20 protein-coding genes are annotated in these 24,753 nt (G+C 39.0%); 5 read left to right on the forward strand and 15 right to left on the reverse strand.

Annotated elements, in window-relative coordinates:
- Window positions 1-404 precede the first annotated feature (404 nt).
- From BM107_RS21970 to BM107_RS21985, 4 genes are all read right to left on the reverse strand, one after another.
- Window positions 405-1,898, reverse strand: a complete 1,494-nt coding sequence (locus tag BM107_RS21970) for a M56 family metallopeptidase (RefSeq protein ID WP_090987355.1) — start codon at window positions 1,896-1,898, stop codon at window positions 405-407.
- A gap of 5 nt (window positions 1,899-1,903) precedes the next feature.
- Window positions 1,904-2,266: a BlaI/MecI/CopY family transcriptional regulator gene (locus BM107_RS21975; RefSeq protein WP_090987357.1), complete on the reverse strand. Its 363-nt coding sequence runs from the start codon at window positions 2,264-2,266 to the stop codon at window positions 1,904-1,906.
- Between the two features lie 151 nt (window positions 2,267-2,417).
- Window positions 2,418-2,918, reverse strand: a complete 501-nt coding sequence (locus BM107_RS21980) for a hypothetical protein (protein ID WP_090987359.1) — start codon at window positions 2,916-2,918, stop codon at window positions 2,418-2,420.
- A gap of 85 nt (window positions 2,919-3,003) precedes the next feature.
- The gene (locus BM107_RS21985; protein WP_090987361.1) at window positions 3,004-4,377 is read right to left on the reverse strand and encodes a dicarboxylate/amino acid:cation symporter; all 1,374 of its coding nucleotides are present in this window, start codon (window positions 4,375-4,377) and stop codon (window positions 3,004-3,006) included.
- A gap of 156 nt (window positions 4,378-4,533) precedes the next feature.
- Here BM107_RS21985 and BM107_RS21990 point away from each other — a divergent pair, with 156 nt between their 5' ends.
- The 3 genes from BM107_RS21990 (at window position 4,534) to BM107_RS22000 (ending at window position 6,295) form a co-directional block, all read left to right on the forward strand.
- Window positions 4,534-5,031: an RNA polymerase sigma factor gene (locus BM107_RS21990; RefSeq protein ID WP_039476083.1), complete on the forward strand. Its 498-nt coding sequence runs from the start codon at window positions 4,534-4,536 to the stop codon at window positions 5,029-5,031.
- Entirely contained in the window at window positions 5,018-5,617 is a 600-nt protein-coding gene (locus tag BM107_RS21995; protein WP_090987365.1) for a hypothetical protein, read from the forward strand. Before BM107_RS21990 ends, BM107_RS21995 begins: the two co-directional genes overlap by 14 nt.
- A 105-nt stretch (window positions 5,618-5,722) precedes the next feature.
- Entirely contained in the window at window positions 5,723-6,295 is a 573-nt protein-coding gene (locus tag BM107_RS22000) for a DUF922 domain-containing protein (protein WP_090987367.1), read from the forward strand.
- Here the strand turns inward: BM107_RS22000 and BM107_RS22005 are convergent.
- The 11 genes from BM107_RS22005 to guaB all read right to left on the reverse strand — a co-directional run bounded on the left by BM107_RS22005 (window position 6,278) and on the right by guaB (window position 20,628).
- Complete coding sequence (locus BM107_RS22005) at window positions 6,278-6,658, reverse strand: diacylglycerol kinase family protein (RefSeq protein ID WP_090987369.1); 381 nt, start codon at window positions 6,656-6,658, stop codon at window positions 6,278-6,280. The genes BM107_RS22000 and BM107_RS22005 overlap by 18 nt on opposite strands.
- Before the next feature lie 369 nt (window positions 6,659-7,027).
- Window positions 7,028-7,621, reverse strand: a complete 594-nt coding sequence (locus BM107_RS22010; RefSeq protein WP_090987371.1) for a hypothetical protein — start codon at window positions 7,619-7,621, stop codon at window positions 7,028-7,030.
- 63 nt (window positions 7,622-7,684) lie between these two features.
- Window positions 7,685-9,595 carry a beta-N-acetylhexosaminidase gene (locus tag BM107_RS22015; RefSeq protein ID WP_090987373.1) on the reverse strand — a complete coding sequence of 637 codons (1,911 nt, stop codon included), beginning with the start codon at window positions 9,593-9,595 and terminating at the stop codon, window positions 7,685-7,687.
- A gap of 633 nt (window positions 9,596-10,228) precedes the next feature.
- On the reverse strand, window positions 10,229-11,185 hold the full coding sequence (gene trxB / locus BM107_RS22020; RefSeq protein ID WP_090987376.1) for a thioredoxin-disulfide reductase: 957 nt from the start codon (window positions 11,183-11,185) through the stop codon (window positions 10,229-10,231).
- A gap of 193 nt (window positions 11,186-11,378) precedes the next feature.
- Window positions 11,379-12,023, reverse strand: coding sequence for a putative polyvalent protein kinase domain-containing protein (locus BM107_RS22025; RefSeq protein ID WP_208864443.1), 645 nt, complete (start codon window positions 12,021-12,023; stop codon window positions 11,379-11,381).
- A gap of 95 nt (window positions 12,024-12,118) precedes the next feature.
- Window positions 12,119-13,747: an acyl-CoA carboxylase subunit beta gene (locus tag BM107_RS22030; protein ID WP_090987378.1), complete on the reverse strand. Its 1,629-nt coding sequence runs from the start codon at window positions 13,745-13,747 to the stop codon at window positions 12,119-12,121.
- 368 nt (window positions 13,748-14,115) lie between these two features.
- Window positions 14,116-14,655 (reverse strand): hypothetical protein, encoded by a 540-nt coding sequence (locus tag BM107_RS22035; RefSeq protein WP_090987380.1) that lies wholly within the window; start codon window positions 14,653-14,655, stop codon window positions 14,116-14,118.
- Window positions 14,656-14,714: 59 nt separating this feature from the next.
- Window positions 14,715-15,176, reverse strand: coding sequence for a MaoC family dehydratase (locus BM107_RS22040; protein ID WP_090987382.1), 462 nt, complete (start codon window positions 15,174-15,176; stop codon window positions 14,715-14,717).
- 102 nt (window positions 15,177-15,278) lie between these two features.
- Entirely contained in the window at window positions 15,279-15,872 is a 594-nt protein-coding gene (locus BM107_RS22045; RefSeq protein ID WP_090987384.1) for an LOG family protein, read from the reverse strand.
- Between the two features lie 327 nt (window positions 15,873-16,199).
- Window positions 16,200-18,779, reverse strand: coding sequence for a TonB-dependent receptor (locus BM107_RS22050; protein WP_090987449.1), 2,580 nt, complete (start codon window positions 18,777-18,779; stop codon window positions 16,200-16,202).
- A 379-nt stretch (window positions 18,780-19,158) separates the two neighbouring features.
- The gene (guaB, locus tag BM107_RS22055; protein ID WP_090987386.1) at window positions 19,159-20,628 is read right to left on the reverse strand and encodes an IMP dehydrogenase; all 1,470 of its coding nucleotides are present in this window, start codon (window positions 20,626-20,628) and stop codon (window positions 19,159-19,161) included.
- Window positions 20,629-20,853: 225 nt separating this feature from the next.
- On the opposite strand from guaB, the gene BM107_RS22060 reads away from it, so the two are divergent.
- Both BM107_RS22060 and BM107_RS22065 read left to right on the forward strand, forming a co-directional pair.
- Window positions 20,854-22,857: a DUF3857 domain-containing protein gene (locus BM107_RS22060; protein WP_090987388.1), complete on the forward strand. Its 2,004-nt coding sequence runs from the start codon at window positions 20,854-20,856 to the stop codon at window positions 22,855-22,857.
- Window positions 22,857-24,752: a DUF3857 domain-containing protein gene (locus BM107_RS22065; RefSeq protein ID WP_244278884.1), complete on the forward strand. Its 1,896-nt coding sequence runs from the start codon at window positions 22,857-22,859 to the stop codon at window positions 24,750-24,752. The genes BM107_RS22060 and BM107_RS22065 overlap by 1 nt, the downstream gene beginning before the upstream one ends.
- Window position 24,753: the final 1 nt, after the last annotated feature.

Below are 24,753 nucleotides of genomic sequence, written 5' to 3' on the forward strand. Positions count from 1 at the left end.
TGTAATAACTTTTCTGATCTGCAAACTCCCTTTGATCTGCGAGAAAATAACTGCTACGAAAGCTTTTTTGCTGCAGCACATGATCTCCCGCTGATTTGAGATGATTAGCACAGACTGTTGTTGTAAGAATTTTCCTGATCTGCAAACTCCCGTTGATCTGCGGAAAAAATAACTGTTACGAATGCTTTTTTGCTACAGCGCATGATCTCCCGCTGATTTAGGATGACTAACAAAGATTGTTGTAAGAACTTTCCTGATCTGCAAAATCCGTTTGATCTGCGGGAAAATAACTGTTACGAATGCTTTTTTGCTGCAGCGCATGATCTCCCGCTGATTTGAGATGATTAACACATATCTTTGTTTACGAACTGTCTTTATCCGTTTGATCCGCGAAAAAAAATCGACTAATGCTTCGTATTAATCTGGATAAACTGCCCTTTCTGATCCATTTTCAGATCCATAATCATATCGGGATTTAATTGATCAATCGCTTCTTTGCCCACTTTATTTCCGTTCAGGTAATAACCCATACTGGTGACCGAAGATTCTTTTGCACCAGGTTTATCTTTTAATGCTTCGCTGTTCTCTTTGGTATTGACAGTAGATTTCATGATAAAAATGGCCGTAACTTTTTTTCCTTTGGTACCTGCAACATTTCCAAAGCCACCTTTTGCCTGTTCAGCGAGCATAATCTGTTCAATTCTTTCATTAACTGGAACTGAGTCTGTAAAGTTGAACTGTTTGACCAAAATTCGTTTGTTTGAGCTACCGTCTGTTTTAAAATGGAATTTAAAATTGTCAACCTTTTTTTGAATCGCGGCCACTACATCTTGCTGTAAGGAATCCACACCATTACTATTCTGTTTCAGAACAAAGGTAAATCTGGCAGCGGTATCTGTTTTAAGCACCACCCGCGACATAACCTGCCTTTTTTTATTAATTTTTGATGTTATTCCGGCTTCCACAACAGCTTCAGGCTGCTGACGCGGTATCACATTAACTACTGCTTTGGTTAAAGGGGATAAACTTTTCTCTACCGCTTTTTTATCAATGGTAAAGGCAAGTGAAATGCACAGCAAAACCGGTAAAGCAAGCATATAGCGTGTTAAATTTAATTTTGATGACCGTTTGGCATTCATCATCATGATCCTCTTTTTAAGATCAGACAAGCTGAAATTATTCACAATGGCAACTGAAGCCTGTAAGTTACCTACATCCAGCAAACTATACTGATAAGCTTTTTTATCTATTCCTTTTTTTAGAATGCGGGCATCGGTAATAAACTCAAGGTTTTCGCGCACGGCCTTTTTCATCAGCCAAACGCCGGGATTGAACCAGTAAAAAACCACGCAAATTTCGGCCAGAATAATATCAACTGTATGCCATTGCTCCACATGGACTTTCTCGTGGGCCAATATATTGGGAATATCTTCCTCCTTATGAAGTCCCGGATTGATATAAATGGTTTGCCAGAAACTAAAAGGACTTACCTCATCCGCTAAAATCCTTACCTGATACTGATTTAACTTATCGGGCGAAGAATTTTGATGCATGCGGTACAGCGAAATAAACTGCACCGTTAACCGCAATGCCATAAGCAACAGGCCAACATAAAAGCATATCGTAAGCACCTGCCACAATAGAGGAACGGCATCCTGTTTTACCAGCTGGCTTACCTGTTGGTTCAGCCCGGGAACAAAGGCAGGCACAGATTGATGTCCGGCCAAAAAATCAGTCAGGTTAATAAAAGGATAAGCAGAAGAAAAAATAATCCCAAACAAAAGAAATGTCCTGTTGAGAGAATAGAATGTTAACCTCCGCAACACCAGGTAATAAGTGGCCGAAAACAAAATCAGCACGAGGTTAATCTTAAACAAAATGAGAAAGAAATGTGGCATAGCCTCTACTTTTCAGGGTGCTCAATTAAATTGATGATCTCTTTAAGTTCTTCGGCACTGATCTTTTTATCCTTAGCAAAAAAAGCAACCAGCTCTTTGTACGAACTTTGAAAATAATTATTAACAAAACCGCTCATAAAACGCTTTTTATACTCTATTTCCTTAACCTTTGCACTGTAGCGGTTCGCATTTGCAAACCGTTCGCTTACCAGATATCCTTTACGTTCAAGATTTTTGATAGTCGATGCCAAAGTGGTATATGGTGGTTTAGGTTCGGGCAGCACATCCATAAAATCTTTAATAAAGCCTTTTCCAACCTGCCAAACAGCCAGCATCGCTTCTTCTTCCTGCAATGTTAATTTTTCCATACTTACGAATATATCGTAAATATACGAAAACATCTTAAATAATAAAGACCTTAATCTGCTTAGATCAAGGTCTTTATTTATGATAACAATTGAATATTGCCTTCTTCGATTTTCGACTACCGACTCAGGACTTCTGACTCCCGACTAAATATTACTTAGCGCTTCTTTTTTCGGCCTGTAACAATGTTTGATCTATAACTTTTCGCATTTGTACGGCAGCATCCAACAATTTGGGATTACCATCAAAATCGCCGTAAATCACTACATGTTTTGTTTTTTCCTTGTATTTGAACAAAATATCGTAACGTGGCACTGCCATGGATTTTTCACTTTTCCTACCTATGGTATCCGGAAAATTCCAAAGTCCGATTTCATTAGCTTTACTGTGCATGTAAAGAATATCGTCGTTTTTTAAAAAGATTTTTTTCTTAATTACCGAATCGGCCCCGGTTACATACTGATACTCGCCAGTGGCTGAGTTATAGTGATTTTCTAAGTTATCTTTAATGCCCCATTTGTATTCCATTGATATAAAATCCTTTTTCCGGAAGGGTGCATTCTGGATAATCGGTTTATAATAAATGTAACAGTAAATGATCATCGGAACGATAATCGTAATGGCTAAGAATATTTTTTTTCCTCTACTTGACACTTTTTATTGAATTGAATGATTGAATTTTGAATTAGCGCATTATTAAATAACTGAAAGCTTAAAAAGACTCTGGACTCCAGACTACCTACTCCTTCAACTCCCCTTCCCATTTACTTACTACAGCCGTTGCAATACTGTTCCCCACCACATTGGTTGCCGAACGCCCCATATCCAATAGCGGATCAATACCGATTAACAATGCCAAACCTGCTTCAGGAATATTAAAACTGGCAATGGTACCAGCGATTACAACCAGAGATGCTCTTGGTACGCCTGCAATTCCTTTACTGGTTAACATCAAAATCAAAAGCATCGAAATTTGTTGTTCAAAACTTAAATGAATGCCATAAGCCTGGGCTATAAATAACGAAGCAAAGGTCATATACATCATCGATCCATCTAAATTGAATGAATAACCCAAAGGCAGCACGAAACTTACAATCTTATCCTTGCAGCCGAAACGCTCCAAAAGCATCATTGTTTTGGGATAGGCTGCTTCGCTGCTAGCCGTACTAAAAGCTAAAAGGGCAGGCTCTTTCATATCGTTTACCAAACGGAAAATCCGTTTTTTCAATATCAGGAACCCCAGAAAAATCAATACTCCCCACAAAATGATTAAACCAAAGTAAAATTCGCCAATAAAAATGGCATAAGTATTCAGCACACTTAAACCCTGTTTGGCAATAATAGCCGTCATGGCTCCAAATACGGCAAGCGGGGCAAAGTTCATTACATAGCCTGTCATCTTCAGGATCACGTGCGCAATGGCATCAAACGCTTTGATTACAATCTGTCCCATATCACCAATAGCTGCTGTAGCCACCCCAAAAAACAAAGAGAATACTACAATCTGTAAAATCTCATTGGTAGCCATTGATTCGGCAATACTTTTCGGAAATACATGCGCTATAAAATCCTTAACACTCATGGCTGCCTTCTGGATCCCGGTATCAACCAGATGATCGGGCAATGATAACTTCATGTGCTTACCAGGTTCAAACAAATTTACCAGGATCATCCCTAACACAAGCGACATTAACGACATGGTTAAAAACCAACCCAATGTTTTACCTCCTATACGGCCAACAGCTTTGATATCGCCTACTTTTGCTACTCCAACAACCAGTGTAGTAAATACTAACGGGGCAACAATCATTTTAATCAGGCGTAGAAAAATATCACTTAACAGGGTGAAAAACTCCAGTTTTTTCTCCCTGATGGTCTCGTTTTCTTTTTTGATCTTAGCGGCAGCCTTTTTATCTGCTTTAAGCTGGGTATAAACCACGCTCGTGGTATCAGTTGATTTTGCAATATTAACTTCTATGCTTTTAACCCTGGCGTCAGCATTCAGGATGTTCTGGTTGTAAACATTAATAGCATTTACGTTTAAAAAATACCCCAATGCAATTCCTGCAATCAGCGCTATAAAAATAAAAAGCGTGAGTCTGTTTTTCTTCATGAATAAAAAAGTTTGTGGCAACTTAATTCGGTAAAACTACGATATTTACGGCTTGTAACCAATTTTGATATCTGGAGGCTCAAAAATATATTATTTTGGAATTCCTGTGTAACAAAAAATGTGTATCAACATCTAAAACGCAACGACAGCCCCTAAATGGAACAAAAAGACAAGTTATTCAAGCAGATCTTCGATTCGAATTCCAAAAAAATATTCCATTTATGTTATGGTTATACCGGCGATACCGACGCCGCAAATGATCTTCTACAGGAAACTTTTTTAAAGGTCTGGCAAAATCTCGATAAATTCCGCAATAAATCTTTGATTTCAACGTGGATTTATCGTATCGCGGTAAATACCTGTTTAACTTACCTGAGATCGGAAAAGAGACAGGCAAAAGATGAGTTAACGGATAACATTATCGAAAATAAGGTTGAAGAATTTTCGGAGAAAAACGAACAGGTAGCCTTGCTTTATAAATGTATTTCTAAACTTGAGGAGAATGACCGTTTAATTATCACCATGGTACTGGATGAACTGCCATATCACGAAATTGCCGACATTTCAGGTATTAGTGAAGGCAACTTAAGGGTAAAAATTCATCGTATTAAACAAAAATTAACAGAATTATATAGCCAGTATGCAAGCGTTTGATCAAATACAGGAGTTGTGGCAAAAACACGAGGTAGAAGTTAAGGTTTCTGCTGACGAAATGTTGCAACAAGCGAAGAAAGAAGTAAATGGATTAAAGCTGAAATCGGCCTTAAATATTGGGGGTATGCTGCTGTCTTTCATCGCCATTGCTGCCCTATGGATATTTTTCCATTTCGAATCGTGGACCACGCACGTAGGGATCAGCATTACCATTATTGCCATTGGTGTGTATACCTTAATCCTTTACCGGGACTACCGTTTAATTGCCAAAAATGATTTCACCGCCCATCCGAATGAATTTTTAAACACCTTAAAAACCTATCAGTTAAATCGTTACAAACTATACAACTCACTTTACTGGTTTTATGCTATAGCCCTTTCCTTGGGTTTAATATTTTATTTTGTAGAAATACTGGCATACTTTAGCACCATACAGAGGGTGGTTGCCATTGGTTTAACAGCATTGTGGATTATTTTCTGCTCAACCATTTTACGCAAAGCTGTAATAAAAAGAGAAAAAGAGCGGATTGCCTTGCTAATCGAAAAATTCGAGCGGATTAGCGGCCAGATTTCTACTCCCGAATAATTTTAGGCACGGTTTTTTCGTAGTAAAATTTGACACACAAATCCTGATGATTTGACCGGCCTGAATGGCAATTAAAAATCAGGCTACGATACCGTTGAAAAAATTATGGCATTGAAAAAACTGATCATTCCGATATTATTATTGCTGTTGCTGTCTCTCTCTTTTGCTTTTAAACAGGATTTTACCCAGCCCGTACAACTGAACTGGGAAACTTATTTTAAAGGCAAAGCTGATGAACGTTCGCCGTTTATTGCCTTAACGGCAATGACCTGGGAATATAGTTACAACAGTACTCTATATCGAAATCGTGTAGTGATTAAGCTTAAAAATGAAGTGCGGATTGATAAAAACCGTTCCTGGGTAAAGTGGGATAAGATTAAAGATCCTGAAGTAAGGGCAAGCTTATTGCACCACGAACAGGGACATGTAAATATTCAATACATTTTGCTCTCTGAAGCTGAAAGGGTGCTAAAAAACCGGAATTATTCCGTTAGCAACTACAAAGCCCAGATAGCCGAACTGGCCAACCAGATCAGCAGTTATTTCGACACCATGCAACGTAATTACGATGAGGAAACCGAACATGGCAGCAACCACAAAATGCAGGCCCGCTGGGACCGGATTATTGAGGATAAAATGGAGGAATCGAGAACGGCTACATTAGCGCTGCAGAAATAATAATTTCGGGATAAATATAATGGCCCCAACGACTAAAGCTAAACATGCAGCAACCAAAACCGCAGCAGCGGCCAGGTCTTTTACGATTTTAATTTTAGGATGAAAACCCGGCGAAACCACATCAGCAAGCTTTTCAATGGCAGCATTTAAAATTTCGGCAACAATAACGGCCGAGATACCCCCCAAAATGGAGATCCATTCTAAAGCAGAAAGTTTAAGGTAAAAAGAAAGGCCTATAGCAATAACTGCTGCAAAAAGATGAATCCTCCCATTATGATCATTAACAAAAAAGAGTTTTAAGCCCTGAAAAGCATATTTAAAACTTTTAAGTCGATTGATAATGGAAAATTTTTCGTTGTTCATTTTTTATTAAAATCCGTCATCCTGAATTCAGTTCAGGATCCGATGATATAATAGATGCTGAAACAAGTTCAGCATGACAATTATTATAGTGTTCGTCATCCGATAGCTATCCGATCTCGCGCATGCGGGAATCTTAAAAACACTTGCATTAAGATTCCCAATCAAGTTGGAATGACGATCTCTAGAGGGACACTATCTACTTAAAATTTATCTGTCAATCACATTGATTTTATACAATAAATTATTCTTCAAGAGGATATAGTGCATGATGTGTCATCTCCTTAGCATAGCGGAGTGGAGAGATCTAAGTCAAGGAAGATTTCTCAACTACGCTGCACTTCGCTCGAAATGACGGATACATCGATACCCTTACTTCACCTCGCTCGTCGAAAAACTGTTACCGCTTAACCTGTACTGGTAAGTTTTGGTGATGGTTTTAGTACTATCTCCGCTATCCTTTACAGGAAACGAACGAAAAAGGTCGCCATTTTTGATAAAAAATTTATCATCACCTCTATAACCTTTCTTTTGATTTGCGTTTAACGAAGGAAAACTGATTTTATTAAAATCGCCGCCCGCATATTCAAATACATTGAGATCGGAAACTGTTTTTTTACTCAACAGCTGTATATATAATTCCGGATTTCCATCATTATCCAAATCCATATTCCAGGCGTCGGTAATAATACCTTTGCGATCAACAGCTGCCGACCGGTAATGATTATGGATCGAATCAGACATTAACATCTGGTAACCGCCAATAGAATCGACACCTTTACCCCAGCTTAAGATTTCAAAATTTAATCCGGGTTTTACTTCAATATCCTTATAAAAACGAAAAGGATTTTGCACTTTTACGGTTTCAGTTCTGATTTCTTTAGGCTTCTCTTCGCTGCATGCTAAACAAAACAGCATCCCCGTAATGCACAGGAGATGCTGTAATGTATATTTCTGTAATTTCATTTTAGTTTGGGATATTTTGGTTGTCCCAAATTAAGGATTTTAGCCTATCAAAGCAATTTATTTTTATTTCTTCGCCTCTGCTTTAACTTCAGGGGCACCGTTATTTAAAACCGTTTCGGTAGTTACACTTCTTCTACCGCTTGGGGCAATAACAATGGTTTTTAAAACCCTCTTCTCGCCTTTCGGAACCGTAATTTTTACAGGACCGTTGTATAAAAAAGCGTTTTCCGAAGGGCGCGATAGATCAATTGAATAATAAATCTTGCTTCCTAAAACCGGTGCTTTTAAATCAATGGTAAATTCACCGCCCGTTAAAGGTTGATCACTTAGGCCAATTTGAGTTGGTACCCAAAAGTTGATCCCCATTTTATCCAGGCGGGCCAAATGCACCGGTAAGCGCTCTTCGCTAAAGTTTTTTAAATCTTTGCGCTCAAGCGGCGACCACGCAATTTCTGCTAAAGCCAATAGGCGTGGGAAAGCATGATTTTCAGCTTTTGCAGTAGTTTTAATATACTCTGTCCACATATTGGCCTGTACGCCTTTAATATATTTTCGCTGATCGGCAGTAAGCACTTTTGGAATCGGATCATAAGCATATATTTTTTGGTACGGCGCAAAACCACCAATGGTAACCGGCTCATCAGGAGAATTAGATTGTTTGTGATCGATATATAAGCCCATTGAACCAGGTGTCATGATTACATCATGATTTTGTTGTGCCGCAGCAATACCGCCGTCTTCACCCCTCCAGCTCATTACTGTAGCATTTGGTGCCAAACCACCTTCTAAAATCTCATCCCAGCCAATAATAGAACGGCCTCTGCCATTTACATGTTTCTCTATTGTCTGGATAAAATAGCTTTGTAATTCATGCTCGTCCTTCAAGCCTTTTTCTTTCATTAAAGCCTGGCAAAACGGCGATTCTTTCCAATAGGTTTTTGGCGCTTCATCGCCACCGATATGGATATATTTTGAAGGAAAAATATCGATTACTTCATCAAGGATGTTATTCAGCATGGTAAAAGTATTGGCCGATGGGACGAAAATATCATCAAAAACACCCCAGGTTTGCTGTACTTGCTTGCCTTTTCGACTACCTGCCCAAGGCGTTTTATCGCTGATAAAAGTATCGCGATCAGGGAAACAGCTCAATTCCGGGTATGAAGCAATAGCGGCAGATGCGTGACCGGGCAATTCAATTTCTGGGATTACGGTGATGTATTTAGCAGCAGCGTATTTAACAATTTCTTTGGCTTCTTCCTGTGTGTAGAAACCTTTAACCGGCGTCAGGTAATTTCCATTACCCGGATAATTGCCTATGATGGTACCATTACGCGATGAACCGATTTCGGTGAGTTTAGGGTATTTTTTTATTTCCAATCTCCAGCCCTGATCATCAGTTAAATGCCAGTGAAAAGTATTGATTTTATAATAAGCCAGCTGATCAATATACTTTTTGATAAAAGAAACCGGAAAAAAATGACGACTTACGTCGAGCATTGTTCCACGATAGGCAAAACGTGGATAGTCATTGATACTAACCGCGGGAATGGTAATTTTATCGGCAGCTTTATCTGGCATCATCTGCATAGCCGATTGAACGGCATAAAACAACCCCGCACCTTTTCCGGTTAAAACAATCTGTTTCGGGGTAACTTTAATGGTATACCCTTCAGCTGGCAATTGATCCGCACCTACAGATGTTAAAATAATGGCCTTTTGGTTAGGTTGGGTAATTTTAGTTTCGCGCAGGGCGAAGCCTGCCTTGTTTACCACAAAAGCATTTAATAAATCAGCCATCTTTGCTCCATCAATGCTTTGATTGACTAAAACTGTGGTTTTATCCAATTCAAAACTTCCACTTGCCCTCGTAATGGTTACCGGTGCAGGTATAATGCCCATATTAGGATCGCGCTGCGCAAATGCACCTGTACTGATTAATACTCCAATAAAAACCGATAATGCTTTGTTCATTTTTTGTATTGATTTATAGCTTAAACTAATTATTTGAACCAAGATAGAGATTATGGAGAAATTACAAATCCCACATTCTTGTTACAATCCAGATCAACCGTTTGACTGCACTGCAAAAGAACATAAATTCTTAGCATGAAGAAGTTGTTATATGGATTTTAAGAAAGCCGGAAACCTGGATTGCTTAGCAAAGCCAAATTTATGTAGTGATATTGCCAAGGGACAGATCTCTTCATTTCGCTGAATTTTCGTAGATAATGACTACTTTTTTGTCAAACGTAGGAGAACTGATTAAAAACCTCGCTATTAAACATGAATAGCAGCAGGAACCTTAGTACTTAAACCTGATCCGATCGCTATCGGATGTAATGGAAACACGCAAACGAGGTACGAGTGCGGAGTTGTAATAAAAAGCAGGACGAACTTTAAAAAGCACTACTGCAATTGCTTTCCAAAAACATTAAAAAAGATAACTTTACCGATAGATCTTTCCATTTCACTGCGTTCCAGTCTAGATGACGATTTTATCTTAGATTTAGGTAATATGGCCAGCTGAACTATTTTGAGGCAGCCATTATAAAAAAAGAGAAGCCATTGCTGATTTCTCTTTATTAAAATATTTTAAAATTATGCTTAAGCTTCTACGGGATGCTCTTTAGCAGCCAAATACCTTTCGGCATCAAGTGCAGCCATACAACCAGAACCTGCAGCGGTTACTGCTTGTCTGTAATACATGTCCTGCACATCACCACAAGCAAAAACACCTTCGATATTGGTTAAAGTAGAACCTGGTTTAGTGGTCAAATAACCGGTTTCATCCATATCAAGTTGTCCTTTAAAAATATCTGTGTTCGGTTTATGGCCAATAGCCACGAAGAAACCTTCAACAGCAATATCAGATTCAACACCTGTTTTGTTATTGATTACTTTTACTGCTGTTACATTTTTACCGTTACCCAAAATTTCTTGCGTTTCGGTATTGTAGTGTACAATAATGTTAGGAGTAGCTAACACGCGGCTAACCATTGCTTTTGACGCCCTGAATTCATCGCGGCGAACCAGCAAATGCACGGTTTTACAAAGTTTGGCTAAGTAAGTTGCTTCTTCTGCAGCGGTATCACCGGCACCTACAATGGCTACATCCTGACCTTTGAAGAAGAAACCATCGCAAACGGCACAGGCAGAAACACCGAAGCCATTGTATTGTTGCTCGCTCGGTAAACCCAACCATTTTGCGGTAGCACCTGTTGCAATAATTACAGTATCAGCAGTAATGGTTTTAATTTCGTCAACTACCACTTTATGAGGGGTTGAAGAGAAATCTACCGAGCTTACATAACCGAAACGGATATCGGTTCCGAAACGTTCGGCTTGCTTACGGAAATCTTCCATCATTTCGGGCCCCATAATTCCTTGCGGGTAGCCAGGGAAATTTTCTACATCTGTAGTTTGAGTAAGCTGTCCGCCAGCTTGCATACCAGTATACATGATTGGTTTTAAATCAGCTCTGGCAGCATAAATTGCAGCAGTATAACCTGCAGGACCTGAACCTATAATTAAACACTGAACGTGTTCGTTTTCTTGTGACATTATATAATATGTTTGAAATTCATTAATCGTAGCGCAAATTTAATGCTTTAAATAATTGTTAACAAGCGAACATTGTCAACATAGTTTACTTATTAACATGTTGTTCGATAGGCAAAGCCAACGGCTTCAAACCAAATACCAAGTTGTTAAATAAGATCTAAACATTTAAATAATTCCACGTGCTGTTGTTAGACTAATTGCTTTCAGCAAAAAATTCTGGAGTTAAATAAAATATAGTATCAATAAAATATAAAATTCCATCTTTTGACAATACGTTTTCATCATGTAAATCTTCTAAAAGAATACCCAAACTGCGGTTTACATAGTCATGATTTCGGTTATTCTCGAATAAATTATAAGATAAAAATTGTTTGACTACATTCAAATCAGCAACTTCTGTTGATTTAATAAATTCTTGCTTAATTACGGCATAGAGTATTTCGTTAATAACTTTAAAACCCAATAATTCGTAAGCGGAAGATTTAAAAAAATAATTGTGAATAAGCAAACTATTAAAGTAATCAAACCAAGATTCATAAAATATTGAATCATTAATTTTAATTACATGAAAATCATCATAATAATAGACTCTTTGCTCTGCTCCGGCGCTAATAAATTTATCTTCAGAAATTTCGGCCGAATAAAATAGATCTTCTTTTATGGCAAAGTTAATCAGATTGACTTTTTCTTCACTTTTGAAATGCTTTTGTTCTTTAGATCTGAGGCCTGTTTTCTCATTTCTTCTAAGGAAATTTTGCACTTTTTTGAGTTGGCTTGTTGAGCCAATTGATCCATCTCCAATAATGATATTTTGTAATTCATTTTTAATATTCTTCATTAAAATGGTGTGTACAAAGATACTAATAAAATTCTAATCATACTTGTAGCAGTGATTCTTCTTACTGCTATCATCTTCAAAGCAGTTATCGCAGTTTAAGTCTGAATTACCCCAACACTAAATTTTTTGGTAATCGGTGATTGATTGGCTGCTTCAATGCCCATCGAAATGACCTTTCTGGTTTCAAGTGGATCGATAATGCCGTCAACCCAAAGTCGCGAAGCAGCATAGTAAGGCGTAGTCTGGCTATCATATTTATCGGTTATCTCTTTCAACAGCTCAGCTTGTTTTTCTGGCGTAATTACTTCGCCTTTAGCTTTTAAAGATGCTTCCTGAATTTGCAAAAGGGTTTTAGCGGCCTGTGAGCCTCCCATCACGGCAATTTTTGCGGTAGGCCATGCGTAAATTAAACGCGGATCATAGGCTTTACCACACATGGCATAGTTACCGGCACCATAAGAATTGCCCAACACGATTGTAAATTTAGGCACTACCGAATTGGCAACAGCATTAACCATTTTGGCCCCGTCTTTAATGATACCGCCATGTTCAGAGCGACTGCCTACCATAAAACCAGTCACATCCTGCAGAAAAACCAAAGGGATTTTTTTCTGATTACAATTCATGATAAAACGGCTTGCCTTATCGGCACTATCCGAATAGATTACCCCGCCGAACTGCATCTCCCCTTTTTTCGATTTCACCACTTTACGCTGATTGGCCACAATACCTACGGCCCAGCCATCAATACGGCCTAAACCACAAACAATACTTTGTCCGTAGCCTTTCTTATATTCTTCGAATTCGGATCCATCAACCAAGCGGTTAATAATATCCATCATTTCGTAAGGTTTATCTCGGTTTTCGGGGAAAATGCCGTACAATTCCTCTTCTTTTTCTTTTGGTTTAACTGAGGTAATACGATCGAAACCAGCAATTTGAGGAGCACCCAGCATACTCATGATGTTTTTAATGCTATCTAAACAGGCCTGATCATTAGGATGTTTGTAATCGGTAACACCTGAAATTTCGCAATGTGTAGTTGCACCGCCTAACGTTTCGTTATCTACTTCCTCGCCTATGGCCGATTTAACGAGATAAGATCCCGCTAAAAATACCGAGCCAGTTTTATCTACAATCATGGCTTCATCGCTCATAATGGGTAAATAGGCACCTCCTGCAACACAAGCCCCCATAATGGCCGAAATCTGTACAATACCTTCCGAAGACATGATGGCATTGTTGCGGAACATCCTGCCGAAATGCTCTTTATCGGGAAAAATTTCATCTTGCATGGGCAGGTAAACACCAGCACTGTCAACCAAATAAATTACCGGCAAGCGGTTTTCCATGGCAATTTCTTGTGCACGCAGGTTCTTCTTGGCTGTCATCGGGAACCAGGCACCTGCTTTTACGGTCGCATCATTAGCCACAATCATACATTGCCGGCCACTCACATAACCAATGCCACACACCACGCCAGCCGAAGGGCATCCCCCCTGCTCGGCGTACATACCATCAGCAGTAAAGGCTCCGACTTCTAAAAAATCAGAATCTTTATCAATTAAATAGGCAATCCGCTCACGCGCCAGCAGCTTACCCTTTTCTTTTTGTTTTGCAGCATTTTTTTCGCCACCGCCCTGGTATACTTTTTTAAGTCTGGTTTTCAGTTCGTACACCAACTGCTTATTTACATCCTCATTTTTATTGAATTCGATATTCATGGAGGCAATTTAAATTTAATTTTAGAAAAATGGTATTGACCAAAATGGTTTCTGGTCTAGCACCTGGTTTAACTGCAAAGAATACGTGAAGTGTTTTAAACACAGAGATCAAAGAGAAAAAGCACAGAGGTCAAAAAGTTGAGTTTAGCATCTCCGTGTTTTCCATACTTCCCTGGCTTTTTTAACCGCAAAGTGTATTAAGTGTTTTAACAAAGAGAGCACAAAGAGCAAAAGGGTATATATGTATATTTTGAAACGCTAAGTTTTAATCACAGAGATTACTAGAAAAGACCCTAAGAATAAAAAAGCTATTATGGCTCGGACCACTTTGTGTAAAACTCCGTGTGCTCTGTGGTGAATTGTCTTGTTTATTCTTGATAAACCACACCATTAATCTTGATTTTCTGGTATTGTTCGGCCCAGCCTTTACCTTTTATATATTTTACCTGTGTGGGGTGGCCTTTTAAATTCGGATGATAAATCGGATCAAACGAGAAAGTGATTTCATGATCTGATTTTTGAACCACCGTTACTTCATTATCGTTTTCATCTTTTTCGCCGGTAGTGAAAAATTTGTCGCCTTTGCTAGCAGAAAAATCTGCTCTGGTGTATGTTTTCAAAGGACTATCGGGATAGCCCTCGATCAATCTGTTATGCTCATCTATCCTTAAGTAGACGGTGCTGACTGCATCGCCTCCTACCAAAGAATAGAACTTATAAAAAAGCTTGTTATTAATCCGAACGCTATCCTGAATTTCGGTATAGGATTGCGCATTCATGTACCATAAATTACCAATCTGCATCGGTAAATAGGAATCAGCTGCCAATTGCTGCTCTTTATTGGTTTGACAGGACAGGATAATCAGGCTAATAAAAATGTAGCCCAGGGATTTCTTGCTTTGGATCATAAGCGAATCTGTTTCTTAATTTACCATTAAATATAAACAATACGCCCCGCAATCAATAATTAGCTTATAAAATGATATAAGAAAACGACCTCTCCGCTAAATGCAGGTTTTTTCTGGTCTTCAATTTCCATTTCGATAGCCATATTAACTTTGGTTACACCACGGAGATTGATAATTGAAGCCAGTTTAGCTTTTAATCTTACCTTACTGTTTACGGTTACGGCCTGTGCAAACCTTAAACTTTCTATCCCATAATTGATCTCCATTTTTAAGTTCTGGATATCAACAATTTCTTTCCATAGATACGGGATTAACGACAGCGTTAAATAACCGTGCGCTATAGTTGCCTTAAAAGGGCCTTCATTTTGTGCTCTTTCCTCATCAACATGAATCCACTGATGATCTAATGTGGCATCGGCAAACTTGTTAATTTGATCTTGCGTAATGGTATGCCACGAAGAAACTCCTAATTCTTTGCCCAGGTATTGTTCAAATTCTGCGTGCGAAGTGATAATTTGCATTTATTATGTATGTTTGGCGCCAGGCGTTTTGCGTATGGCAGATTGATAATTTCTTAGTCTTACTTGATGCTCCCTAATTGATACTTCTTCTCGATACTTCTCCTAACTCAAATTTCTTTCCCTGAACCAGACCTCATCTGGAATAGCTGAAAAATCATCCATTTTATGAATTAAAGTTTCGGCTTCGGCTTCATTAAATACTAAATCCCGATTGGCTGGCTTCAGAAATTTACTTTTCACCATTATATCCATTTGGGCAAACAAGGGATCGTAAAAACCATCCACATTCAATACACCGATCGGTTTATGGTGCAGACCGAGCTGTAACCAGGTTAATACTTCAAAAAACTCCTCCAATGTACCAAATCCGCCAGGTAATATTATAAAACCATCGCTCAAATCAGCCATCTTCTGTTTTCGCTGATGCATATTTTCGGTAACCAGCATTTCTGTCAAACCCTGGTGTCCAACTTCCTTATCCATTAAAAATTGAGGAATTACCCCTGTAACCAGGCCGCCCAATTCCAGCACATCATTGGCTATTAGTCCCATTACACCAACACTTCCTCCTCCATAAACCAATCTGATCTGTTGTTTTACCAGTGTTTCTGCCAACTGCTTTATTGCATCACGCAAAGTTGCATCCCCATTAAAGTTTGAGCCGCAGTACACACAAACGGAATTAAGCTTATTCATTCATTAAAAAATTTACCGAAGTTAAGATTTTATCTGCTTTCCATAAATTTTTATTCTGCACAACTTTTAGCAGCATGTAAAATATTAAGTTGCTATCAGATTTTTTTTAAAGACCATTGGTTTTGCTAAATAAAGCTGTTTGGAGAGAAAACCCTTACAGCAGCGAGAACTCGAAACGGAAAGCAGGACCGACTTTAACATGAAATACTGCCATCGCTTTTCAAACCACATTGAGCACTCAAATAGTTAAGCAGTTATTTATTCCAATAAAAAAGGAGTGGCATTACACCACTCCCTGCTAACCAAATATAAGAGAGAAAAAATTAATTAGAATGCATAACGGATTGTTCCACCGTAAGTTCTCGGATCGCCCAATACACCGGCGTATAAACCGGAGTTTCCTGCTGCAGCCTGTAACTGCTCATAATAATTTTTATTGGCGATGTTTCTGCTCCAAACAAACAACGAAAACTTATCGGATTTGAAGCCCAGCCTGGCATTAAATAGAGCGTAACCTTTAACAACCAGTACGCTTGATGGGGTAGGATTTGAAGAATATTCTGAACGGTAACTCGCATCACCTGCGATGAAATAGCGTCCCGCTCTGGTGGACAGATTACCAGGTGTACTCAGCTCTGAACCGCCTGAAATATTCCATTTAGAGATACCAGGCAACCTACCGCCGGAAGCATCTTTAAAGGCAACCTGGGTAGCCAAGCCGTTGATCACCTCGGTATGTCCGGTTTCTTCTAATGGTAGCGGTGCATTGGTAAATCTTACGTATTTACCATCAAGATAGGCCAGGGCAGCATTTAAAGTTAAAAAACGTTCCAGTTGATAAGTACCGTCTATTTCCAGGCCTTTTACCCTCACCTTTTCGGCATTTGATAAATAACCTCTGTTTACGCCCAGCTGTGGCGATTGCACATTGGTCTGATAATCTTTAATGTCCGTATTAAATAAACTGATATTGACAACGGCACCTTTGAGCGGCTTCGTTTTCGCACCGAGCTCATAATGCTGAACGTACTCAGGTTTAACAACAGCTACAGATAAATCTGCTGCTCCCGTTGAGGTAGTTGGCAAACCGCCTACATTAACACCCACCGGTTTGTAAGCGGTAGAAAAAGTTCCGTAAACATTTAAGTTATGGCTTGGGCGATAAGAAACGGTGAAGTTACCAGATAAATTGTTGTTATCTACCTTAGTAGAGAACTGCTGATTGGCATATACGGCTGCTTTGAGTACTAATAATGTCGCATCAGTGGTTTGTAAACCGCCATACGTTACCCGATCATAATCAACATCTTTTTTATCATAGGTATACCTTAAACCTGGCAATACATGCAGGTTTTTTAAAACTTCCCAGTCAACCTGCGCAAAAACTGCCGCACTTAACGATTTAATAACAGAGTTGGTTTTAATACCAAAACCGTCCAATAAACCCGGTGTGGAGTATAAAGCCTGACTACCGGTATTGCTGGTTTGTACAAAACGCCATTGATCTTTACCTACTTCTTCTGTTTGTGCCAAACCTTTTAAATTCTGACCCAAAAAATAAACGCCCACTACCCCACTTAATTTCTCGGTAATATTGCCTGCGTACCTGACTTCCTGAGAGTATTGATCGTGGCGTGAATTGCCCTGCGATTTGGTCAATGCTGCCACCTCAGAAAAATCCCTGTCGTTGGTGGGATCCCAGTTCCAGAATCGCCAGGCCGTAGTTGAAGTAAGTGTTCCATTCCCAATTTTATAATCAACATTTAACGAGATCCCGCCGATGGATTGGTTATGTCTCCAAGGCGTATTGGTATTGATTTCTCTTGAAAAAGGATCTATTTTAGGTTGTTGATAGCCTAAATCAGAAATAATTCTGGCATATTGGCGGTACGCACTTCTTTCGGTTGTGGTAACGCCGGCAATTACCAATGGGTAACCAGCCGGATGCTGAATGCTTACATCGCCACTTAACAACACCTGCAATTTTTCGGAAGGGGTATAATATAACTGACTTTTCAGTCCGAGGTTGTTCTGTCCGCTATACCTGCGTTCTTCCCTGGTATTCCAGATGGTACCATCACGTTGCGTACCCGAAATTGAAATTTTTGCAGCAACATCTTTTGCCAGTGCACCAGAAACTGATGTTTTGGCCTGAATAAAATTATAATTCCCGACACTCAATTCTATTTTTGCGCTCGGCGTTAAAGTGGGTTTGCTCGTGGTGATGTTAAAAGCACCAGCCGTGGTATTTTTGCCAAATAAGGTACCTTGAGGACCACGTAAAATTTCGATCTGATCAATATCAAGAAAATCGGTAGAAGTAGCGGCCGGGCGGGCATGATAAACGCCGTCTACATAAAAACCTACACCAGGATCGATACCATCATTGGTTAAACCAAAGGTAGAACCTAACCCCCTGATGTTTAAGGTAGTGTTCCTCGCATTCGAGGCGTACAACTGTACCGAAGGGACCAATTCCTTTAAACGGTTTACGTTAAAAGCACCTGCATTTTCGGCTGAACGTCCACCAATAACAGTAATTGGGATCGGTACATCCTGTAAAACCTCCGAACGCCTTCTGGAAGTTACCACAATTTCATCAAGCAATGCATTTTCCACCAAAACCAATTCTATTGGCGTATTGTCAACTTTTAGTATCTGAAAATCCTGTGGTTTATAGCCTACAGCGCTGACCTGAAGGTAGAAAGGTGTTTCCTGTTTTACATTGATGCTAAAAGCGCCGTTTTCATCGGCTACCACAGCCTGGTTGGTTCCCCTTACCTTTATCGTTGCGTTGGCGATAGTAGTACCGTTGGTTGTTTTAATAATTCCTGTAACCGGACTTTGGGCAAAAGCAAATCCCGCGGAGATTAAAAATGAAAATAAAAAAAGTAAAGTTTTGTTCATAATGGTGTGAATGGTTGGTTTAAGCATTATTGATTAATGAGGTACTTGCGAATGTGTGACTACTAATTCCGGAAGGCTACAACAGCTATGCGAACACGTTTTTTGATTGATTTTCATATTATTATATAAAATCTATAGATTTAGTAGGCAAATATATTAAAAAATATCAACTGCCAAATTTTATTTCGTGATTTTATAAAATAGATCTATAGGTTTATCATGAAAGATCCTGAAATAAATCCGATAGCTACCTATCGGATCAGGATGACGATTAGCAACAAAAAAAAACGGGGCGATCGTAAACCGATGCCCCGTTATTTTATTCTTAAAATATTTGAGTATTTATTGACCTTATACCCTAATCCCCATACCCCAAACCTTATCTAGTATAATTTGGTGCTTCTTTGGTAATGGTGATATCATGCGGGTGACTTTCGCGCATGCCTGCAGCGGTAATCTGTACAAACTGCGCTTCCTGTAAGGCTTCAATATTGGCTGCTCCACAATAGCCCATACTTGCCCTTAAACCACCAATATATTGGTACATTACTTCAGCAAGGGTACCTTTAAACGGCACGCGACCAACAATACCCTCAGGAACCAGTTTTTTAATGTCATCTTCCACATCCTGGAAATAACGGTCTTTAGAACCTTGCTCCATCGCTTCAATCGAACCCATTCCACGATATGATTTAAATTTACGTCCTTCGTAAATAATGGTTTCACCTGGCGATTCTTCTACTCCTGCAAATAAAGAACCTGCCATCACGGTGCTTGCACCTGAAGCAATTGCTTTTGCAATATCTCCTGTATGTTTAATTCCACCATCTGCAATAACAGGTACCCCTGTACCTTTTAGCGCTTTGGCACATTCGTAAACAGCATATAATTGAGGAACACCAACTCCGGCAATGATCCTGGTGGTACAGATAGAACCGGGACCAATACCAACCTTAACGGCATCTGCACCGGCATCTGCTAAAAACTTGGCAGCTGCACCTGTAGCAATATTGCCGACGATCACCTGTAAGTCAGGATACTTTGCTTTAACTTCTTTTAATTTATCTACAACCCCTTTGGTATGGCCATGAGCTGTATCGATCGTAATGACATCAACACCAGCATGCACCAAAGCATCAACCCGTTGTAAAGTATCAGCAGTTACTCCTACCGCAGCGCCTACTCTCAAACGGCCATGCTCATCTTTACAGGCTACCGGGTAATTTTTAACTTTTGAAATATCTTTAAAGGTAATTAACCCGCTTAAGTAACCATCTTTGCTCACAACTGGCAGTTTCTCAATTTTATGGTTCTGAAGAATTTCCTCTGCCTGAACCAAGGTAGTTCCTTCCGGAGCAATGATTAAATTTTCTTTGGTCATTACTTCAGAAATTGGCCGCTTCATATCCTTTTGGAAACGTAAGTCCCTGTTTGTGATAATGCCAACCAGTTTATTATCGCTACTTACCACCGGAATACCACCTATTTTATGCTCCTTCATGATCTTGAAGGCATCAGCAACCACAGCTGTTTCCAATAAAGTTACGGGATCTTTGATCATACCGCTTTCCGAACGCTTAACCTTGCGTACTTCGGCAGCCTGTCTATCGATCGTCATGTTTTTGTGTAACATGCCTATCCCGCCATTCTGCGCAATGGCAATCGCCAGTTCAGCTTCGGTTACGGTATCCATCGCAGCAGAAATCAATGGAACATTAAGTTTAATTTTTTTTGTTAGAAAAGTGGTTGTATTTACTTCACGGGGCAGAATTTCAGAGTATGCGGGTACTAATAGTACATCATCATACGTTAAACCTGTGGCAATAAACTTTGTGGAATCGAGTTGCATAGCAAATAAATTAGGATTTATTATTTGCCAGGCAAAGATACGAAAATCGAACGGAAATTAAAGCGTAAAGTTAAAAATGCTTAAATATTGAGTTCTTCTGACAATTACCATCAATCAGATTAGCGAGAATGATGCGGCTGATTTAGTCTGATTGGCACCGAAAAAATTTTAAATAATTCGGATAATTATGATATAATTGCACAAACCAAAAAACTAATTTTATACATGCAGAAAAATGCTCTCAGATTTCTGACTCTAATGCTATGCTTTGGAGTGAGTACCCTTTATGCCCAAAACAATCCACCCGTAAAAAGAGAATTCAGGTTTGGTAAAATTGCACCGGCAGAATTCGAAGTAAAAGCTTCGGGGCAGGACTCTTCAGCCTCCGCAATAAAGCTGTTTGATGTTGGCGATTGCTATTTCGAATATAGCAATAACGGCGGTTTTATTTATGTTTTTGAACGACACATCCGTTATAAAATTTTAAATAAAAACGGCTATGATCTGGCTAACTTCAATGTTGAACTTTATAAAAGCAGTAATTCTGCAAAAGAAGACCTCAGTTTTATGGATGCTGCGACCTATAATATGGTTGACGGCAAAATAATGACCAGCAAACTAAATAAAGATGCCAAGTTTACCGAGGCATTCAACAAAAACTATATAATCAAAAAATTTGCGTTGCCCAATGTCAAGGAAGGATCGATTATTGAGTTCAAGTATAAAATCAAATCCGACTTCACATTTACTTTACGCGGATGGAAATTCCAATCCACTGTTCCTACACTGTGGTCTGAGTACAATGTTAGAATACCAGAATACTTTGTATACAAAAACAATGTGAGCGGATACTACCAAATCGATCATCCGGTGCATGAAACCATAAACACCTCCTATATCCCGGGTTTAACTTCGAATGCCGCTTACGATAAATATTGTGCTGCAAATGTACCGGCCCTAAAAGAGGAACCATATGTAACCACAATGGATGATTATACACCCAAAATAGAGTTTGAACTTCGTGGCACCCAATTTCCGGGTCAAATGTATCAGGATTTTAACGGCTCCTGGCCAAAAATCATTAAAGGCTTAGCTGAAGATGAAAATTTTGGTGGCTTTATTAACAAAAACGGTTATGCCAAATCAGTACTGCCGGGTATCCTGAAAGGTGAAAAAGATACCCTTACCGCAGTTAAACTCATTCTGAATTATGTTAAAAATAATTTAAAATGGGATAAGCAATACTCAAAATATGCCAGCGAAACCAACCCAAAAAGTATTTTCGAAAAGAAAACAGGCTCATCTGCAGATATCAACCTTGCCCTGTTAAGTTTATTAAAAGAAGCCAGGATTGAGGCCTTCCCTGTCCTCCTCAGTACAAGAGAAAACGGCGAACATCCGGGTTATCCATTGGTATCGGCATTCAATAACGTAATAGCGGTTACGCAGATACAGAATAGCCTGTATTTTCTGGATGCGACAGACAAGGATCTGCCCGCTGGGATGTTAGACTACGAAAATTTGAGTCACCAGGGATTTTATATCGATTTAAAAAATACATCAGGCAACTGGCTTTCCACCGAGCCAAGTGTTTCTAGCGAAAAAATATTTGTATACAGTATGGTTTTAGACAAAGACCATAAGTTAATCGGACAGATCAGCCAATATTCAAAAGGTTATGCAGCACTAAGTCTTCGAAATAGATATAGAAAAACAAATAACGAGGCTGAGTTTATTAAAGACTTCAAAAAAGATAAAACCGGGCTCGAAATATCGGCATATAAGATCGATAATCTGGATAATCCGGATGAATTATTAACCGAAAGCATGGACGTTGTGATCGAAGATAACGTTGAAGAAGCTGGCAATCTGGTGTATTTTACCCCCCTGCTGTTTGAAAGAACAAAAGAGAATTTATTTAAGCTGGAGCAACGCAAATTTCCAGTTGATTTTGCCTATCCATTTAAAGAAAACTACCGCATTACGGTAAAATTCCCTGATGATTATGAAATAGATAAACTTCCTAAAGGAGGCATTTATAAACTTCAGGAAGACAAGGGTACCTTTGCCATTAACTATGTAATAGAAGGTAAAACCCTGATGGTAAAAAGTGCCATTAGCCTGAATAAATCGCTTTACACATCAGAAGAATATTTCGATCTACAAGCATTATTTAAAGCGGTGGTTGAAAAGCAGGCCGAACAAATCGTATTTAAAAAGAAAGTATAATGAAGTATTATTTTAGTTTGCTATTCGCTGTTGCGTCTATTAATACCACATTTGCGCAGACGGATTACGATGTGGCGAAAATTTCTGAAAGCCTGAAACATGACGCTGTAGCCGTAGTAAGAAACGAAGAATCCTTTTTCGATGTTAAAGGACTGGGCGCGGCAAGAATGGATTATAAAGTAGCCATAACCATTTTGAATAAAGCCGGTGAACCATATGGTGAAATGGCTGAAGTTTACGATAAATTCAGCAACATATATAACATTAAGGCTGCGCTTTACGATGCTGCAGGAAAAAAAGTAAAAGACTATAGAAGTTCAGACATTAAAGACCAAAGCCTGATTTCGAACTTTTCGATTTTCGAAGACAACAGGCTTAAGCTTTTAAAATTTGTCAGTATAACCTATCCTTATACTATAGAATATAGCTTCAGTCAGGACTATAACGGATTGCTTTCTTTTCCGTCATGGCGCGACCTTAAAGGTTTTGGCATATCGGTTGAAAAATCTGCCTACACGATTCAAAAGGCAAAAAATTACAAGATGAAGTACATTACCAGCTCAAATTTACCGACAGACTCGGTAATTAACGGCGAAAAATTACAGTACAGATGGAAAAGTACCAATGTTGCTGCAGTTACTGAGGAGCCGCTGAGTACAGGCCTTGATAATGTTTCTTCATGGGTTAAAGCTTCCCCTAATGAGTTTGAATTCGATGGCTCAACGGGAAATTTTGATAACTGGAAAAATTTTGGTTCATGGATTTTCAATTTAAATCAGGGAGGAAATAAACTTCCCGAAGCAACCAGATTGATGGTGCAGAACCTGATCAAAGATGCCAAAACGCCAAAAGAAAAGATCAAAATTTTATACAACCACCTGCAGCAAAATACCCGTTATGTTAGTGTGCAATTAGGAATCGGTGGATTCAGACCAATTTTAGCCGAAAAGGTTGCGCAGGTAAATTACGGCGATTGTAAAGCGCTTTCCAATTATATGAAGGCTTTGTTAAACGAAGCAGGAATCGCCTCCAATTTAATTGTGATTGGAAACGATATGCCTAGTTTAAATCTGAATTACTCCAGCATGGGGCAGGCAAACCATATGATTTTATGCGTTCCACTTGAAAAAGACACGACATTTTTAGAATGCACCAGTCAATTTAAACCCATGGGATTTATCGGCTATGGCAACTCTGACAGGAATGTACTGATGGTGACCGAGGATGGAGGAAAGATTGTGCATACCCCGGCTTACCATGCCAAAGAAAATTATCAGAACCGAAAAACCAAAATTACGCTGGCAGAAGACGGTACAGCTACCTCTGAAATTAAGGCTACCTATGGTAATGCACAGTTTGAAGAAAATTTTTCGATGACATTGATGGAACCTGTTGATCTCCGCAAAAAAATAATTGAAAACAGTTCTATTCCGGTAGCAGAACTTATTAGCTACAAGTATATGCAGCCAGATAAAACGGTTCCGGTACTTACTGAAGAAATTAACTTTAAAACCAACCCCTTATTAACCAAAGGTGGAGATAAGTTGTTTTTGTTGGTTAACCAGATTAACCGCCGCGAAAGCGTTCCGCTTAAAGTAGAAGGAAGAAAAACATACTTCGCGGTTCCATTCAGTTATCATGATGATGACGAAATTAATTACATCTTACCAAAAGGATACCAGGTAGAATTTATTCCGAAAGACATCACGATCAACTCTGAATTTGGATCGTACAATGCGAAATTTAGTATTAAGGATAATATGATCGTTTACAGCCGCACGCAAACCATGAACAATAAGAAGTATCCGCCAGAAAAATATGGCGAATACGTAGATTTTTATAAAAAGATTTACCAGGCTGATAAACAAAAAGCTATCTTGACTAAAACTTTATAAA

The sequence above is a fragment of the Pedobacter suwonensis genome (assembly GCF_900111825.1).
GTDB lineage: Bacteria > Bacteroidota > Bacteroidia > Sphingobacteriales > Sphingobacteriaceae > Pedobacter > Pedobacter suwonensis.

What these genes read in the sequence shown, in the direction of transcription:
- BM107_RS21970 (WP_090987355.1), bottom strand. Translation starts at nt 1,898, where the DNA reads ATGCCACATTTCTTTCTCATTTTGTTTAAGATTAACCTCGTGCTGATT.
- BM107_RS21975 (WP_090987357.1), bottom strand. Translation starts at nt 2,266, where the DNA reads ATGGAAAAATTAACATTGCAGGAAGAAGAAGCGATGCTGGCTGTTTGG.
- BM107_RS21985 (WP_090987361.1), bottom strand. Translation starts at nt 4,377, where the DNA reads ATGAAGAAAAACAGACTCACGCTTTTTATTTTTATAGCGCTGATTGCA.
- BM107_RS21990 (WP_039476083.1), top strand. Translation starts at nt 4,534, where the DNA reads ATGGAACAAAAAGACAAGTTATTCAAGCAGATCTTCGATTCGAATTCC.
- BM107_RS21995 (WP_090987365.1), top strand. Translation starts at nt 5,018, where the DNA reads ATGCAAGCGTTTGATCAAATACAGGAGTTGTGGCAAAAACACGAGGTA.
- BM107_RS22000 (WP_090987367.1), top strand. Translation starts at nt 5,723, where the DNA reads ATGGCATTGAAAAAACTGATCATTCCGATATTATTATTGCTGTTGCTG.
- BM107_RS22005 (WP_090987369.1), bottom strand. Translation starts at nt 6,658, where the DNA reads ATGAACAACGAAAAATTTTCCATTATCAATCGACTTAAAAGTTTTAAA.
- BM107_RS22010 (WP_090987371.1), bottom strand. Translation starts at nt 7,621, where the DNA reads ATGAAATTACAGAAATATACATTACAGCATCTCCTGTGCATTACGGGG.
- BM107_RS22015 (WP_090987373.1), bottom strand. Translation starts at nt 9,595, where the DNA reads ATGAACAAAGCATTATCGGTTTTTATTGGAGTATTAATCAGTACAGGT.
- trxB (WP_090987376.1), bottom strand. Translation starts at nt 11,185, where the DNA reads ATGTCACAAGAAAACGAACACGTTCAGTGTTTAATTATAGGTTCAGGT.
- BM107_RS22025 (WP_208864443.1), bottom strand. Translation starts at nt 12,023, where the DNA reads ATGAAGAATATTAAAAATGAATTACAAAATATCATTATTGGAGATGGA.
- BM107_RS22030 (WP_090987378.1), bottom strand. Translation starts at nt 13,747, where the DNA reads ATGAATATCGAATTCAATAAAAATGAGGATGTAAATAAGCAGTTGGTG.
- BM107_RS22035 (WP_090987380.1), bottom strand. Translation starts at nt 14,655, where the DNA reads ATGATCCAAAGCAAGAAATCCCTGGGCTACATTTTTATTAGCCTGATT.
- BM107_RS22040 (WP_090987382.1), bottom strand. Translation starts at nt 15,176, where the DNA reads ATGCAAATTATCACTTCGCACGCAGAATTTGAACAATACCTGGGCAAA.
- BM107_RS22045 (WP_090987384.1), bottom strand. Translation starts at nt 15,872, where the DNA reads ATGAATAAGCTTAATTCCGTTTGTGTGTACTGCGGCTCAAACTTTAAT.
- BM107_RS22050 (WP_090987449.1), bottom strand. Translation starts at nt 18,779, where the DNA reads ATGAACAAAACTTTACTTTTTTTATTTTCATTTTTAATCTCCGCGGGA.
- guaB (WP_090987386.1), bottom strand. Translation starts at nt 20,628, where the DNA reads ATGCAACTCGATTCCACAAAGTTTATTGCCACAGGTTTAACGTATGAT.
- BM107_RS22060 (WP_090987388.1), top strand. Translation starts at nt 20,854, where the DNA reads ATGCAGAAAAATGCTCTCAGATTTCTGACTCTAATGCTATGCTTTGGA.
- BM107_RS22065 (WP_244278884.1), top strand. Translation starts at nt 22,857, where the DNA reads ATGAAGTATTATTTTAGTTTGCTATTCGCTGTTGCGTCTATTAATACC.